General features: G+C 46.9%; 14 protein-coding genes. 6 read left to right on the forward strand and 8 right to left on the reverse strand.

Annotation, left to right across the window (positions count from 1 at the left end):
* The 5 genes from NFI80_RS06835 to NFI80_RS06855 all read right to left on the reverse strand — a co-directional run bounded on the left by NFI80_RS06835 (position 1) and on the right by NFI80_RS06855 (position 4,841).
* Entirely contained in the window at positions 1–1,047 is a 1,047-nt protein-coding gene (locus NFI80_RS06835; protein WP_235158754.1) for an adenylate/guanylate cyclase domain-containing protein, read from the reverse strand.
* Complete coding sequence (locus NFI80_RS06840; protein WP_026628826.1) at positions 1,044–1,418, reverse strand: response regulator; 375 nt, start codon at positions 1,416–1,418, stop codon at positions 1,044–1,046. Before NFI80_RS06840 ends, NFI80_RS06835 begins: the two co-directional genes overlap by 4 nt.
* Before the next feature lie 38 nt (positions 1,419–1,456).
* Entirely contained in the window at positions 1,457–2,821 is a 1,365-nt protein-coding gene (locus NFI80_RS06845; RefSeq protein WP_235163701.1) for a sensor histidine kinase, read from the reverse strand.
* 190 nt (positions 2,822–3,011) lie between these two features.
* A complete protein-coding gene (locus NFI80_RS06850) occupies positions 3,012–3,851 on the reverse strand; it encodes an oxidoreductase (protein WP_235163700.1) in 840 nt (279 codons plus the stop codon).
* Positions 3,852–3,938: 87 nt separating this feature from the next.
* Positions 3,939–4,841 carry a helix-turn-helix domain-containing protein gene (locus tag NFI80_RS06855; protein ID WP_235158759.1) on the reverse strand — a complete coding sequence of 301 codons (903 nt, stop codon included), beginning with the start codon at positions 4,839–4,841 and terminating at the stop codon, positions 3,939–3,941.
* Between the two features lie 92 nt (positions 4,842–4,933).
* Here NFI80_RS06855 and NFI80_RS06860 point away from each other — a divergent pair, with 92 nt between their 5' ends.
* The gene (locus NFI80_RS06860; protein WP_235163699.1) at positions 4,934–7,483 is read left to right on the forward strand and encodes a glycoside hydrolase family 95 protein; all 2,550 of its coding nucleotides are present in this window, start codon (positions 4,934–4,936) and stop codon (positions 7,481–7,483) included.
* Between the two features lie 865 nt (positions 7,484–8,348).
* Here NFI80_RS06860 and NFI80_RS06865 read toward each other — a convergent pair.
* Positions 8,349–9,005 (reverse strand): metal-dependent hydrolase, encoded by a 657-nt coding sequence (locus tag NFI80_RS06865; RefSeq protein ID WP_235163698.1) that lies wholly within the window; start codon positions 9,003–9,005, stop codon positions 8,349–8,351.
* 76 nt (positions 9,006–9,081) lie between these two features.
* Entirely contained in the window at positions 9,082–9,651 is a 570-nt protein-coding gene (locus tag NFI80_RS06870) for a Crp/Fnr family transcriptional regulator (RefSeq protein WP_235163697.1), read from the reverse strand.
* Between the two features lie 262 nt (positions 9,652–9,913).
* On the opposite strand from NFI80_RS06870, the gene NFI80_RS06875 reads away from it, so the two are divergent.
* The 5 genes from NFI80_RS06875 to NFI80_RS06895 all read left to right on the forward strand — a co-directional run bounded on the left by NFI80_RS06875 (position 9,914) and on the right by NFI80_RS06895 (position 15,638).
* Complete coding sequence (locus tag NFI80_RS06875) at positions 9,914–12,346, forward strand: ABC transporter permease (protein WP_235163696.1); 2,433 nt, start codon at positions 9,914–9,916, stop codon at positions 12,344–12,346.
* 211 nt (positions 12,347–12,557) lie between these two features.
* Complete coding sequence (locus NFI80_RS06880; protein ID WP_233798828.1) at positions 12,558–13,082, forward strand: RNA polymerase sigma factor; 525 nt, start codon at positions 12,558–12,560, stop codon at positions 13,080–13,082.
* On the forward strand, positions 13,069–13,908 hold the full coding sequence (locus tag NFI80_RS06885; protein ID WP_235163695.1) for a zf-HC2 domain-containing protein: 840 nt from the start codon (positions 13,069–13,071) through the stop codon (positions 13,906–13,908). Before NFI80_RS06880 ends, NFI80_RS06885 begins: the two co-directional genes overlap by 14 nt.
* Positions 13,909–13,935: 27 nt before the next feature.
* On the forward strand, positions 13,936–14,799 hold the full coding sequence (locus tag NFI80_RS06890) for a DUF4097 family beta strand repeat-containing protein (protein ID WP_235163694.1): 864 nt from the start codon (positions 13,936–13,938) through the stop codon (positions 14,797–14,799).
* A 5-nt stretch (positions 14,800–14,804) separates the two neighbouring features.
* On the forward strand, positions 14,805–15,638 hold the full coding sequence (locus NFI80_RS06895) for a DUF4097 family beta strand repeat-containing protein (protein WP_235163693.1): 834 nt from the start codon (positions 14,805–14,807) through the stop codon (positions 15,636–15,638).
* 103 nt (positions 15,639–15,741) lie between these two features.
* Here NFI80_RS06895 and NFI80_RS06900 read toward each other — a convergent pair whose 3' ends face one another.
* Positions 15,742–16,176, reverse strand: coding sequence for a MarR family winged helix-turn-helix transcriptional regulator (locus NFI80_RS06900; protein WP_235158772.1), 435 nt, complete (start codon positions 16,174–16,176; stop codon positions 15,742–15,744).
* Positions 16,177–16,249: the final 73 nt, after the last annotated feature.

The following is a 16,249-nucleotide window of genomic DNA, read 5'->3' on the forward strand; positions in this document are numbered from 1 at the left end:
CTATTCCAAAACTTCGTAAATCTTAACAGGATTTGCCTTATTTTTCAAAACAACCTCCCCTACCAGATTACAATTAAATGCCTCCTTTACAGCAAGATAAGCAGACTCCGGAAGTAGAACCTGGCCGGGCTTTGCCGCATTCTGCAGGCGCTGAGCTACATTAACGGCATCGCCGATGACAGTATAATCCAGCCGTTTCAGGGCCGCGGAACCAATGTTCCCCGAAACCATTTCTCCCGAATTAATCCCGATGGAAACCTTTGGAAAATAGCCCGTATGCCCTTCTGGTTCCTCTTTAAAATTGTTGATCTGGTTTCTTACGGCCAGTGAAGATTCAATGGCGCGGTCCAAATGATATTCACCCCGGAAAACCGCCATCACAGCATCTCCCATAAACTTATCGACCAGACCACCCTGCGCGATGATCTCTTTCACCATCACATCAAAATACTTGTTAATGAGCTTCACGACCAGATCGGCGGGCTCTTTTTCAGAAATGGAGGTAAAACCGCACATATCCATGAAAACGACCGTCGCCTCAATGTTCTCGCTGGTCATCAATGACTTTTCGAATGCGTCCTGCGTCATAAATTGCAGCACGGACGAGTCGACATACATTCTTAAAATATCATTTTCCCGAACGGCGCGCAGGGTTTCCCGGAGTTGTGCCACATAGGTGAGCGTCTTTTCCATGGTGACTTCAAGATCCTTGAAATCAATGGGTTTGGTCAGGAAATCAAACGCGCCGCGGTTCATGGCTGTACGAATGTTGTCCATATCCCCATACGCCGACACGATGACCGATTTGAGGATCGGGCTCACTTCGCCCAGCCGGATGAGCAGCGTCAAACCATCCATCTCGGGCATGTTAATGTCGCTTAACACCATGTCCGTGTCCGGATGCAGCACGAGTGCTTCGAGGGCTTTGAAGCCGTTTTCGGCGAAGATAAATTCGTATTCCTGCTCGCGGATCTGTCTACGGAATTTTTGTTTGATCAGTAACTGCAGGTCAGCCTCATCATCCACTACCAGTATCTTGGCTTTCATAAGGATTTAAGCAATTTCTCTTTTAATTCAACAAAATTGACCGGCTTCGTCAGGAAATCGTCCGCTCCGAGCTGCATCGCCTGATCGTGGTTGTTGCTGTCGCCATAAGCCGTGATCATCATTACCTGCGGCGGCGCAGCGGGGAAATCTTTCCGGATGGTCTTCAACAACTCAATGCCGCTCATGCCGGGCATGTTAATGTCCGACAAGATCATAACGACCTCAGAAGGATGGTCGGCAAGAAAAGCCAAAGCCTGCTCGCCCGAAAACGCGAATGAAAATTCAAACTGCGCGCTGCGGATTTCCTTCCTGAATTTTTGTTCAAAAAGGGACTTTACGTCTTCCTCGTCGTCCACTACAAGTATTTTCATATCAAATCTATAAACTGTCGCGTGAAACTGTCGCGTAATCAGGCAACAGGAATTGTAATTTTAAACTCTGTCTTTTGCCCCGGAATGGTCTCCACATCCAGCGTTCCGTTATGCCCACTGGTAATGATATCGTAGCTCATCGAAAGGCCCAATCCGGTTCCCTGGCCTGTTGGTTTGGTTGTGAAAAAAGGCTGGAATATCTTCGCTTTCACATGATCCGGCATGCCGGTGCCGTTATCTGACACCCTTATATAAAGCTTACCGGCAAACATTTTCGTGGAAACTTTGACTTCCGGTCTGTAATCGTCCAGCTTGCCAGCCTCTGTAAGCAGTCGTTTTTTCTCCGCAACGGCGTAAAATGCATTGGTAAAAAGATTCAGAAAAACCCTTCCCAGATCCTGCGGCATGACCAGCACTTTACCAATAGTAGGGTCGAAATCCGTAACCAGCGCTGCATTGAATTCTTTGTCCTTGGCGCGCAGACCATGGTAAGCGAGGCGCATATATTCGTCAGCCAACGCATTGATTTCCACCATTTCTTTCTCCCCTGACGATGCGCGGGAATGTTGCAGCATCCCTTTTACAATAGAGTCGGCGCGTTTGCCGTGATGCGTTATTTTCTGTTGGTTTTGACTCAAATCGGCGATAATGCCTTTGATATAATCCTTATCCTCGTCCGCAATTGAAGTTTTATCCACTTCTTCTTCCAATTCCTGGCAAAGCTCCACCGACACTTCGGAAAAGTTATTGACGAAATTCAACGGGTTTTGGATCTCGTGGGCAATCCCTGCAGTAAGCTCACCCAGCGAAGCCATTTTTTCGCTCTGTATCAGCTGGTTTTGCGTAGATTTCAGGTCTTCAATTGCCTTTTGCAGTTCCTCTTTCTGCGCCGTAAGCTCCATTGTGCGCTCGGCAACGAGATATTCCAATGATTCCTTTTGTGCTTTACTGGCCAGTTCCTCACGCAAACGATCCTCCCGTTCTTTCAACAATACTTTCTGCTGCTTGCGGGCATAGAACCAGATCACAAAGCAGAGTATGAATGCGAAAGCGACCGCAATGTCCAGAAAATCGTGATATTGATCGTGGAATTTCGGAGCAACCAGATCTACGACGTCATTTATAATAGAAATGACCACAAACGGGACAACCGACTGCGAAACCGATTTCATCTGCAGAAACTCATCCTTAGTTAAAAGAATGAGCAGGACTATAATCATAAATAGATGCCAGAGCCAGGAAAACCAGTCCGGCGTGTCCGTCACATAATACGTAACAAGTAACGCGATACTGGTGTAACGGCCGATCAGCAATTTGCGGTCCCATTCCGGAAGGCTTGTGGCTGTCTGCAATGAAGACCGGACGTACTGGATCAGGAAAAACGAAACGAGAAAATAATCCATGCAGGTTTTACGGTGCTGTTTTTTGCGTTTTGAAGAATGCCAATTTAACAGCAAAGTAATTATTTTCTGCCAATTTACTAATCAGGCAGCCGTTTCACACCAGTTGCCCGTTCAATATTGGGGATAATGCTAAAAGGGCAAACCGCAAAGCAGTCTGCCCTTTATTAAAATATGTTCTCAGCTTCTAATGTTAAAAGTCCGTAGAAACTGTCAGATCTTTCCAGTCTGACAGTTCTTTTTGAACGGCAGCGATTTTCCCGTTTGCGATGGCAAATGCGTCGCTGCCCAGGAAGAGGTTCATAGGTGGATTGGCTTCTGCCACGATGCGGATCATAGCGCCAGCTGCTTTTTCCGGATCGCCAGGCTGTTTTCCGTTAATTTCGTTTTGATGTGCATTTTGAGAATCACGCACTTCTTTGTAATCCTCAATCTGAATTTTGGGAAGGCCAATGGATGAATCGGTCAGGAAGTTGGTCCTGAAATAGCCCGGCTCCACAACCGTCACATGCACGCCGAACGACCTTACTTCTTCCGCCAGCGACTCAGACATGCCATTAACCGCAAATTTTGTGGCACAATAAGCACCGAACCCAGGGAAACCGCCCATAAAACCTCCTATGGATGAAATGTTCAGAATGTGGCCGGAGCGCTGCGCACGCAGGTAAGGCATCGCTTTACGAATGACTGTAAACACCCCGAATACATTGATTTCAAAGTTATCGCGCACTTCGCTGTCGGTAAGCTCTTCCACGCTTCCTACCAAACCATAACCTGCATTGTTCACAACCACATCAATGCGGCCAAAATGTGCAACGGTTTTTTCGATCGATTCCTGCACGCTCGCCTCGCTTTTCAGGTCAGTTGCCAGCGCCAGAAACTGCGGGCTGTCATTGCCTACCGCTTTTTGCAAATCTTCCCGGCTCCGCGAAGTAGCAGCCACTTTGTAGCCATTAGCCAGGAGTTTTTGAACCAATGTCAGCCCCAATCCTTTTGAAGCACCTGTTACGAACCAAATTTTAGCAGTTTCCATTTTTTTGTTTGTTTTAATTTGATGAAACAAAATTAGGTCACCGGGTAAAATCCTGCATTGCGCGGTTCAAACAGATGATTGCAAAATTCAAACAACGCGGTAAGAAGTGGGCGTCTGACTGGTTTGCTTTTTGAAAAAGTTGTTGAAATGCGCAGGTTCCTCAAATCCGAGACTATAACTGATCTCGGAAATGTTCCAGTTGGTATGCTTCAAAAGTGCAATGGCCTCACTGGCAATGCGTTCTGCAATGTGCGTAGTGGTTGTTTTTCCCGTCGTTTCGCGGATGGCACGGTTCAGATGGTTCACATGAACCGATAACTGCTGTGCAAAATCATTGGCCGATCTGTAAGTAAAACGCTGAGACGGGGATTCAATGGGAAATTGCCTTTCCAAGAGCTCAGTAAATACAGCTGTGATCCTGGAATTGGCATTCGGATGCTGATATAGCGACTCGGAGGGTTGCATTTTCATTGCATAATGCACTGTTTCGGTCACATAGTTGCGCAGCAGATCATATTTATATTGATAATCCGAATCAATTTCTTCCAGCATTTTCTTGAATATCCCTTCTATATGTGCTTCCTGAGCTTCATTAAGCAGGAAAGCTGGTTTTCCACCAGGTGTAAACATCGGCAGATCACCCAATCCGTCCCTGATCCGACCGGAAAAGAAGCCCTCTGTGAAAATGCAGAAATAACCTGAAATGCTGTCAGGGCCCCCTTCCCAGGTGTATGGTACCTGCGGATTGAAGAAAATCAATGTTGCACCGTCCGTTTCGAGGCTTTTATCCGCGTAATGGTAAATGTTCTTTCCACGGATAAGGGTAATTTTGTAAAAATCCTTACGGCTATACTGGATAGGTGCCGAATTCGGGCCCATACAGTCTTCCAAACGAAATACATTGAAATGCCCGATGTCCTGTTGGAGGTTATCGGGCAGCCAGTTAAACTTGTGCTGATAAAATTCTTCGAGTGTTTCTGAATTTGCCATGAAGCGAAGTTACAAAATTCAAATAGAATAGTAGAATACAAACGATACAATCTTGTTAACCTGTCCCAATTGAAATACTTTAAAAACCATTTATGAGATTAACCAAAATCCGACTTTCCGGTGCGGGAAGGGCGCTCCGCTTTTCTATTTGTACATTCATTTACCTTCATACCTGCAACATTGCCTTCGCGCAATCCGATCTGAAATTTTGGTATAAACAACCTGCCAAAAACTGGAATGAAGCATTGCCCATCGGGAATGGCCGCATTGGTGCGATGGTTTTTGGAAGGGTTAATGAAGAAATCATCCAGCTAAACGAGGAAACGCTCTGGTCGGGCGGGCCGGTGAACACGAATCCCAATCCAAATGCGAAGAACTATCTCCCGCAAATCCGGACGGCACTGGCTAACGAAGATTACAAACTGGCCGAGGAGCTGACCCAAAAACTGCAAGGCATTTTCACAGAATCGTACGAGCCGCTGGGTGATCTGATCATTAAGCACGATTTTGAAGGCCAGCCTACCGCCTACAAGCGTGACCTGGACATTTCCAATGCATTGTCTTCCACTTCTTTTACGATAAACGGCGTCGATTACACGCGTGAAATCTTCATTTCAGCGCCGGATCAGGTAATGATCGTGAAACTGAAGGCGAGCAAAAAGGGCGCATTGAATTTCACTGCAAGTACACAAAGCCAGCTTGTATATAATAATGTGGCGATCGGGCAAGATCAGGTGGCGATGAAGGGACAGGCGCCTGCGCATACGGATCCCAGTTACATGCAAACCATGGAGCAGCCGGTGATCTATAATGATCCTTCCAAATGCCGGGGAATGCGGTTTGAGCTGCGTATGAAAGTAAAGGAGTCGGATGGCAAAACGGTTGCCGATGCGCAGGGATTGCACATCACGGGCGCGACCGAAGTTGTTCTGATTTTGTCGGCAGCAACCAGCTTCAATGGTTTTGATAAATGTCCTGACAAAGAAGGAAAAGACGAGTCGCAAATCGCAGAAAAATTCCTGACAGCAGCACAAACGAAGAGCTACGATGCCCTGAAAAGCGACCATATCACCGATTATCAAAAGTTTTTCGACCGCGTAAGCCTTGTTATCAATGGCAATCCACAGACGGAGCTTCCTATGGACGAACGCCTGAAAGCATATGCCGAGGGTGCGAAAGATGCGGGTTTGGAATCGCTTTATTTTCAGTTTGGCCGTTATTTACTCATTTCAAGTTCCCGTCCCGGCGGCATTCCTGCCAACCTGCAGGGCATATGGAACCGCGAAGTGCGCCCGCCATGGAGCAGCAATTTCACAACCAACATTAATACACAAATGAATTACTGGATGGTAGAAACGGCCAATCTATCGGAGCTGCATACACCATTAATAAACCTGATTGGCGACATTGCCGTGACCGGAAAGGAAACAGCCAAAAATTTTTACGGCGCAAAAGGCTGGACGCTCCATCACAATTCGGACATCTGGGCAACGACAAATCCGGTCAGCGGAAGCCCTTCCTGGGCCAACTGGCCGGTGGGCGGCGCTTGGTTATGCCAGCATTTGTGGGAACATTACCAGTTTAGCGGTGATAAAGAATATTTGTCCAAAACAGCATATCCCTTGATGAAATCAGCCGGAGAGTTTTGTCTGGATTGGCTGATCGAGGATAAAAACGGCAAGCTGGTAACCGCACCATCCACCACACCTGAAAACATTTTCTTAACAGAGAAAGGCTTTAAAGGTTCAGTTTCGGTTGCCACCACCATGGACATGGCCATTATCTGGGACCTTTTCACGAATTTAATCGAAGCCTCCGAAAGGTTAGGAATCGACGCGGAATACAGACAAATGCTTATTGAAAAGCGCAGCAAGTTGTTCCCCATGCAAATCGGTAAAAAGGGAAATTTGCAGGAATGGTACAAAGACTGGGAGGATGTAGAACCGGAACACCGCCACATTTCACATTTATTCGGCTTGTTCCCCGGCCGCCAGATCTCACCGATAACGACGCCAAATTTTGCAGAAGCATCCAGAAAAACCATGGAGTTGCGCGGCGACGGCGGTACAGGATGGAGTAAAGGCTGGAAAATCAATGTATGGGCGAGGCTACTCGATGGAAATCACGCTTACAAGCTGATCCGCGAGCAATTGAAACTGACAGGCGTCGAAGGAACCGACTATGCAAAAGGCGGAGGAACCTACCCTAACCTGCTGGACGCTCACCCACCATTCCAGATCGACGGTAACTTTGGCGGCACTTCCGGCATCACCGAAATGCTGCTCCAAAGCCACGACGGCCTCATCAACATCCTTCCTGCCATCCCCGACAACTGGACAAGCGGCGAAGTAAAAGGCATGAAAGCCAGGGGCGGTTTCGAGCTCGACATCGCCTGGGCCAATGGTAAAATCACTCAGCTCATCATTCGCTCCAAGTTGGGAGGAAACTGCCGTATAGGCGTTCCTGTGGCTGTGAAGGCTGCTTCGAAGGTTGCGTTAAAGGCTGCAAAAGGCGAAAATTCAAATGCATTTTATAAAAACATTCAAACAGTGCCAGCAAGCTCAAACCTTGTAAAAGCCGGAAGATTGGCATTTGATTTTCCAACCGAAGCCGGAAAGGAATACATTTTCAAAACGAAATAGCATGGTACGGAGTGCTGGTCGTTACATGCCTCCGGCATTCCGGCTTTCTCCCGTTCAATTTTTTGCTACCAATATTGCATCGCTCCGCGATTTTAAGGCAATGCCGGAGGCATGCAATATTGGCGGCAAAAAACAAAACGCGCGGTTCCAGAAATGCCAGAGGCATGTAATATCGGTAGAAAAACGACGAAGGACGCGGTTCATAAAATGCCGGAGGCATGAAATATCGGTAGAAAAAAGACGACGGAGGCGGTTTGAAAATGCCGGAGGCATGCAATATCGGTAGAAAAAAAAAACGAAGGACACGGTTCATAAAATGCCGGAGGCATGTAATATCGGTAGAAAAAAAAACGAAGGACGCGGTTCATAAATGCCGGGGGCATGCAATATCGGTAGGAAAAAACGAAGGACGCGGTTCATAAAATGCCGGAGGCATGCAATATTGGTAGGAAAAAAAACGAAGGACGCGGTTCATAAAATGCCGGAGGCATGCAATATTGGTAGGAAAAAAACGAAGCACACAGTTCATAAAATGCCGGAGGCATGCAATATTGGTAGGAAAAAAAACGAGGGTCACGGTTCATAAAATGCCGGAGGCATGCAATATCGGTAGGAAAAAACGAAGGACGCGGTTCATAAAATGCCGGAGGCATGCGATATCGGTAGAAAAAAAGACGAAGGACGCGGTTCATAAAATGCCGGAGGCATGCAATATTGGTAGAAAAAAAACGAAGCACACAGTTCAAAAAATGCCGGAGGCATGTAATATTGGTAGGAAAAAAAAACGAAGGACGCGGTTTGAAAAATGCCGGAGGCATGTAATATTGGTAGCAAGCAATGTTGGCGGCAATACGTCGCTTGCAAATTATAAGGAAGCACGGTTCTTATCCACGAAATGCGCCAATGAAAGGACGATTAACTGCAACACTGCGAAGGAAACAAACAATGCAGGAATCGAATCTTCCGGTGCCGGGCCAAACATGTTGAAGATGTCAATAATGATAAAGAAGGCAACGAGCAGCCAGAAAAGCCATTTTCCTTTGCTATTAATAGCCTTTGTACCCCTGTAATAAAGCGCGACGCCTATTATAAAGATGATGCTTTCCACAACGAGCGTCCCTTCCAGCGAATTCCAAAGCCCCATCCCGACTTTCGTATCTGAAAAAGGAGTCAGCGGCAAATCGGCAATGTGCACTACGGCATCCAGGAACCAGTGGCTCAGCACCGCCAGGCCTACAATCACAGCGCTTTTGATATCTTTTTTGAAAAACCAATAAACCAATGCTGCCAATGCTCCCCACACAATGCCCATCAGCAAACTGTGTGTGTAAGGGTAATGTACGAAATCAAATGGCGTAACAACCGTAATGCCCGGCGTAACCTTCACCTGCTCAACATCCAACAACAGCAGGAATGGCCAGAGAATGTCGACAAATTCGACGGCGACGAACAATGTCAGAAGCGATATTTGGGGAGCTGCTTTCTTAACTCCGAATGCTAATCCATAATGACCTATAAACATACAAATGGCTGGTTGATTAATGACTTTACAAAAGTATAATCGGCACAATCAACGCCACTTGACCTATGTCAAGAAATCAAATGAGCTGCTTTCGACGGATGCGGCTGATCGTTTCGGGCGTCATGCCTAGCATAGAGGCAATGTATTGCAGCGGCACCTGATTGAAAATCTCTCTGCTGCTTTCGAAAAGGACATTATAACGCTGCTCGGCGGTCATGGACAGGAATGAGAACACGCGTTCTTCCAGCATGACGAAGCAGTGCGCAATGAACAACTTTTCGGTCTGGTGCCATTTTGGAACGAAGTCCCCTATCCGGTCATAATCGGCTTTATCGATGGTGTATAATGTCGTATCTGTAAGCGCCTGAATGTTCCAGCGGGAAGGTTTGCCGAAAACAAGGCTGGAAAGATCGGTGATGAAATAACCCTTTGAAGAAATCCACTGCGTTACCTCCCTATCTTCCAAATCCACATAAACCCGCAGTAGGCCCGATTGGAGAAAGCTTAATTTATCGCAACTTTTCCCGATTTTGAGATAATAATCACCTTTTTTGACAAACTCCGGCTTAAAAAAGGAAGCGACGGTGGTCAGATCGCCCGGCTCGAACTTAAAATAAGATTGCAGATAGTTTTCCAGGTCTGTCATGGGTGATTTGCTTTATATCAAATGTAACAACGCTCCTTCGAACCGCCAAGCACCGTGACGCGCGAGCCTTTGTGATGCTGATCATTTTCGTACGAAAAGTGTCCGAATGCGGACATTTTGAAAGATGGAGATGCGTGTAAACGGCTTGTTAAGAGCCGTTAAGTAAATTGGCATATATTTTATACAAAGAACTATGTTATACAATGTACCGATCTGTTAGCCATAAAAATAAAATACAATCCGCTCTCATTCTCCTGCTGTTATGTTAAAAAACTATTTCAAAATCGCCTGGCGCAACCTGCTCCGCAACCGCGCCTTTTCTGCTATCAACATTACGGGCCTGGCCATTGGGCTGGCTTCCTGCCTGCTGATCAGCCTTTATGTGCTGGACGAGCTCAGTTTCGATCGCTTTCATGAGAACGGCGACCGGATCGTGCGGGTGGTTTTCAAAGCAGTAATGCAAGGCGGTGAGATGAAGGAAGCGCATGTAATGCCTCCCACCGCCGCTGCCCTCAAAGCCGATTATCCCGAGGTTTTGGAAGCCACCAGGTTAAGGCGCGGAGGCGCTCCGATGGTGTTACGCAACCAACAAATTTATACCGACGATGAGCTTGCATTCGTCGACTCTAATTTCCTGCAAGTTTTCACATTTCCGCTCGTAGAAGGGAATGTAAAATCGGCGCTCATACAGCCTAATACAATTGTTATTTCAACCAAACTGGCTGAGAAGTATTTTGGAAAACAAGATGCTGTCGGTCAGATAATCACATTTAAGGACTGGAAAACGCCTTATAAGGTAACTGGCGTAATGGAGGAAATGCCTGCACATTCGCATATTCAATTTGATATGCTGGCATCCATGTCTTCCCTGGAAGATGCCAAATCGACCTCCTGGATGATCTCCGAGTTTTACACTTATCTCCTTTTGCCTGAGGGCTACGATTACAACCAGCTGAATGCGAAACTCCCGCAAACCGTGGAGAAATACATGGGCCCCCAGCTCAAAACAGCCCTTGGCCTTACCTTTGCTGAATTCAAAAAGAAAGGAAATAACCTCGGCCTTTATCTGCAACCCCTAACCGAAATTCACCTGCATTCAGATTTTCAGTATGATCTGGGCACCAATGGGGATTTGAAATATGTGTACATTTTTGGTGCCATTGCAGTGATTATGCTGCTCATTGCGTGCATTAACTTCATGAATTTATCCACGGCCGGTTCTTCCAAGCGTGCCCGGGAAGTGGGTGTGCGGAAAGTGATGGGATCGGAAAAGATCGAGCTGGTCGCGCAGTTTTTGATGGAATCCATTTTACTGACGGGCATTGCATTGGTGTTTGGAGGGCTTATTTGTCTGGCCGGTTTGCCGTTGCTGAATAGTCTTTCGGGTAAAAATCTCGGTTTCAGCCTGGAAGCACTTCCCGCGCTGATTCCCGCTTTGCTGATCTTCGGTCTGTTTGTCGGCATTTTTGCAGGAAGCTATCCTGCTTTTTTCCTTTCGTCATTCAAGCCTATTGCCGTTCTCAAAGGCGGCAACGCGGCTGTTAAACTTAATTCTTCCGGTAAAAATGTTGGCCTGAGAAGTGGCTTGGTGGTTTTTCAATTCTTCGTTTCTATCACATTAATGGTCGGTGCAACGGTCGTATATCAGCAATTGAAATTTATCCAAAACAAAAAACTGGGTTATGAAAAAGACCAGGTTTTGGTTGTTCCGGCCTGGGCGCTGGGCAAAAATATGCCGGTTTTCAAGGATGAGCTGATGCGGGATTCGCGTGTAAGCAACGTCAGCTTGTCCGGCTTTGTGCCTGCCGGGCCTTCCGATAACAACAATTATATGATCACGCCGGAGGACAATCCCTCGCAACTTCTCAAAACGCTCCGTTACGAAGTGGACTACGATTACCTGGCCACATTGGGCATGGAAATGGCACAGGGACGCAATTTTTCAAAAGCTTATGGCTTGGATTCAACCGCCGTTATCCTGAACGAAACAGCCGCAAAAGCGCTGGGATGGCAGCATAATGCAATCGGGAAAACGCTTTCGCGGCGGAACAATGAGGGCAAAGGCAGCGCTTACCACGTGATCGGCATCGTAAAAGACTTCCATTTCAAATCATTGCACGAGAAAATTTCACCGCTGGTGATGACATTGAGCCAGGACCGAGGATGGATGATCATTAAGACAAAAAACAAGGAGGTTTCTGGCCTGCTTGCCAAAATGAAAAACCAGTGGGAAAGCTTTAAACCTGATATGCCTTTCACCTATTCATTCCTGGATGAAAGATTTAATGAGACCTACAAAACTGAACAGAAAACAGGTAAAATATTAGCGATTTTTGCCGGATTAACCATACTGGTCGCTTGCATGGGACTGTTCGGGCTGGCGATTTTTACGGCGGAGCAACGGACCAAAGAGATTGGCGTTCGCAAAGTGCTGGGCGCGTCGGTAGCGGGCATTGTTGCGCTGCTGTCGAAGGATTTTCTCCAACTCGTTGTGGTAGCAATCGTGATTGCACTGCCCACTTCCTGGTGGCTGATGAGCCGCTGGCTGGAAGATTTTGAATATAAAATCGACGTTTCATGGTGGGCCTTAGCACTGGTAAGCCTGGTTTCGGTGGCGGTTGCACTGCTTACGGTGTCGTTTCAATCGGTTAGGGCAGCATTAATGAACCCGGTAAAATCGCTGCGGTCGGAATAAACTTCATCGGGTGCAAGACGACATTAACACTGATCTTAAGGAGGCCGGGAAACCGGCCTTGTTTGTATATAATGCATTAGTAAAGAGACGGATACGGATTTTTCAAATTTATTTTTATAAATTCCTGTAACCTTTTCCCGCACGCCCGGTTTCCACATCAGGATCACCACAAAAGACGAACCGTTTGAATACGCTGACAGATAATTCACTCATGCTGAGGGTTAAGGCCGGGGATCTGGACAAGATGGGCCTGCTTTTTGAACGGTACAACCGCCCTTTGTTTGCGTTTTTCTATCATATGACGCATAAAAGGGACATGAGCGAAGATCTCGTGCAGAATGTGTTTTACAGGATGCTCAAATACAAGCATACGTTTACGGGTGAAGGTGAATTCAGGACATGGATGTATCATCTGGCCAGGAATATCCTGAATGACTCCGCGAGGCAAAACCGCTCCAAAGATCATTATGATGTGAATGAAATGGCTGATAAGATCGGTGGAGGCACATTGGCAGACGAAGGATTTGAGAAAAAAGAAAATGCCGATTTCCTGCATAAAGCAATGGCCGGATTGAGTGACGATTACCGCGAAGTGCTCGTATTGAGCCGGTTCCAGGAAATGAAATACGATGAGATTGCGAAAGTTCTGAACATTAACGAAGGGACGGTGAAGGTGCGGGTGCACAGAGCTTTGGGTGAATTGAAAAAAAAGTTTTTTACTAATGAAAGACGATAAGGACATGCGTTGCGAACATGCAAAGGATAAATTGGAAGACTGGCTTCACAACGATCTGGACAAGGTGGACAGACTAAATGTGGAGCGGCACCTTGCCGAATGTGTGCATTGCCAGGAGGAATTCGCGTCTGACAAGCAACTTTGGGAAAGTCTGGGCAAGATGAAAGTCCCGGAGCCAAGCGAGGAAATACGGGTCAACTTTTACGCCATGCTTGATAATTTTAAAGCCACGGAGGAAACCAGCACGCCGTTTTCTAGGCAAACATTTATCCAAAAACTCAGGGATTTTGTACTTCCGCAATGGTCAGTTCAGGTCGCATTCAGCTTGCTGCTGGTGGGTTTAGGCTGGGTTATCGGCCATAAAACAAGCAAAAATAATGTGTCTGCGAGCGCATATCAGGAACAAATCGAAACGCTCGCAACGCAGGTGGAACAGATGAAAAGCACCATGATGCTGGCGCTGATCGACAACCCTTCGGCAACAGAAAGGCTACGTGCAGTGAGCTATACAAGCGACATTACCCACGCCGACGAGAAGGTGATCGACGCACTTTTTTCAACATTGAACAACGATGCAAATGTGAATGTGCGCCTGGTGGCACTGGAAGCGCTTACGCAATTTGCCACGAATGCGGTGGTGCGGGAAGGCCTGGTGAAATCGCTGGCTGTGCAGGATTCACCAATGGTTCAGGTTGCGCTGGCCGATGTGATGGTAAAATTGCAGGAAAAAGGCTCTGTGAAAGAACTGCGTAAGCTGCTGAACAGAGAGGGGCTCAATGACCTGGTGAAGAACAAGATCGAGCAGTCAATCAAGGACTTATCTTAAATTACAACCATAATCCAACTATTAGCTATGAAATTTTTTGCAATCCCCTTATTAGCGGGAGCGGTGCTTTGTTGTACCCAGTCGCCCGCACAAAAGCTTGAATTCAAGGAGCGCGTGAGTAAAGAGTTTACTCTATCTCAGAATGCATCGGCCAATGTGCTGGCCATTTACAACATTAATGGCTCCATAAAGGTGGAGGGCTATAACGGAAGTAAGGTTTTGATTGAAGTGGACAAGAAAATTACGGGCAAAACCAACGCCATCGTAGACGAGGGAAAGCAGGAGTTTAAACTGAATTTTGAGCAGAAAGCGGACAGCATTACGGCTTACATTTCCGAACCATTTGACTCGCGCCCCAACCACGGCAGGCGTAACAATGACGGCCCCAGGATCGAGTACGATTTTGAGCTGGATTTCACTGTAAAAGTCCCCTATGCCATGAACCTGCATATGTCGACGGTAAACGGTGGCGATGTGGATGTGAAGGATGTTACGGGTCGATTAGGCGTCAGCAATGTCAATGGCGCCATTACGCTGGTGAATGCAAAAGGTGCGGCTATCGCGCGGACCATTAACGGGAATGTTGTCGCCAACTATGTTTCACTTCCTCCGGGCGAATCGGATTTTAAGACATTGAATGGTGATATCAAGATCAGCTATCCGTCGGATTTTTCCGCCGACTGTCAGTTCAAAAGCTTTAACGGGGAATTTTATACAGACTTTCCAAACACAGAATCACTGCCGGTAAAAGTGGTGAAAAATGAAGAAAACAAGCCCAATAAAACTGTCTACAAACTCAGCACAGAAACCAGGATCCGCATTGGTAAAGGCGGCCCTACCTATAAGTTTGAAACATTCAACGGGAATATTTATATTAAAAAACAATCATAACAAAAATGAAAACCAACCCATTATTGACCCTCTCGATTGCCGCGTTGATAGCCTGTTTCACGAGTCCTTCCCAGGCGCAGACGGGAACGAAAGAACAACTCGTGGTGCCGCTTACAGACCCTGCAAAACCCGGATCTTTACAAGTCAACCTGATAAACGGGACCATCAAAGTGACGGGTTATTCGGGCAACCAGGTTATCATTGACGCGGTCGTTAAGAGCTCCGAAAAGCCGGACAAACCCAAAGACGAAGCAGCCGGTGGCATGAAGCGGATCACCCGAAACGGAGGCCTCGAACTGACCGCAACCGAAGAGCATAATGTTGTCAAATTGACGACCAGAATGGTGAACACAACGATGCTTCTGGAGATCAAAGTGCCCCAGAAATTTGGCCTCAAAGTTGGTACTGTAAACAACGGAGACATTGTCATTGAGAACGTATCCGGCGAGATGGAAATCCAGAATGTGAACGGCGACATCACGCTTACGAACATTGCCGGATCGGCCGTTGCGAACACCATTAACGGAACATTGAAAGCTAACTTTAAGACCATCGACAACACCTCGCCCATGGCATTCTCGACATTGAACGGCAACGTGGATGTGACCATTCCGGCGACTGCAAAATTCGATGTAAAACTGAAATCAGACCGGGGCGAAATATTCAGCGACTTCGATGTGGACGTGGACAAAAGCGCTCCGCAGGCCACGCGCTCGGGCAAGGACGGAATGTATAAGGTTTCGATCGATGACTGGGTAAAAGGCAAGATCAATGGCGGCGGAAGCGAAATTATGATGAAGAATATGAATGGCAATATTTACGTGCGAAAAGCGAAGTAAAACCGCCTTTAAAAGCCCTATAAGCAGAAACCCACCGATGCTGAAAAGCAATGCGGCGGGTTTTCTTTTTGATGTACGAATATGCATGCATTATGGCCTGCGTCTATTCAATTGTGCCGCCCATTTCGACGAGCATTTTTGAAAGGTCGTCCAGTTTTTTTGTTCTCAGGGTTGAAAGAATCTGTTCTGACAAAAGCTCCGATGTGGCAGTTGCGTCGGTAAGGATCCGCTTACCAGCGTTTGCCAGCTTCACATACGACACCCGCGCGTCGCGGCTATTGGCTTCGCGTTTCACCATTCCCAGCTTCTCCAGGGGCGACAGCATCCGGGTAATTCCTGAGGCTGTCAGGCCGATTTTTTCAGCCAGATCAACGCGGCGCATCTTCTCTTCGGGCGCTTCTCCCAGGTGAAACAAGATCAGAAATTCATTGAGACTAATGCCATGACTGCTCAGTTTTGCATCGAATCGCTTGGTAATCAAGGCCTGCACTGTGGTGAGGTTCAGGAACAATTTTAATGACGGCGTGATGGTTGACATATGATTGAGTTATATTTGTTTAATTGTTGACATATAGTTGAGCATTCAAGTATTATGCAAATATATAGCAAGT

Source organism: Dyadobacter chenhuakuii (genome assembly GCF_023821985.2).
Lineage (GTDB): Bacteria > Bacteroidota > Bacteroidia > Cytophagales > Spirosomataceae > Dyadobacter > Dyadobacter chenhuakuii.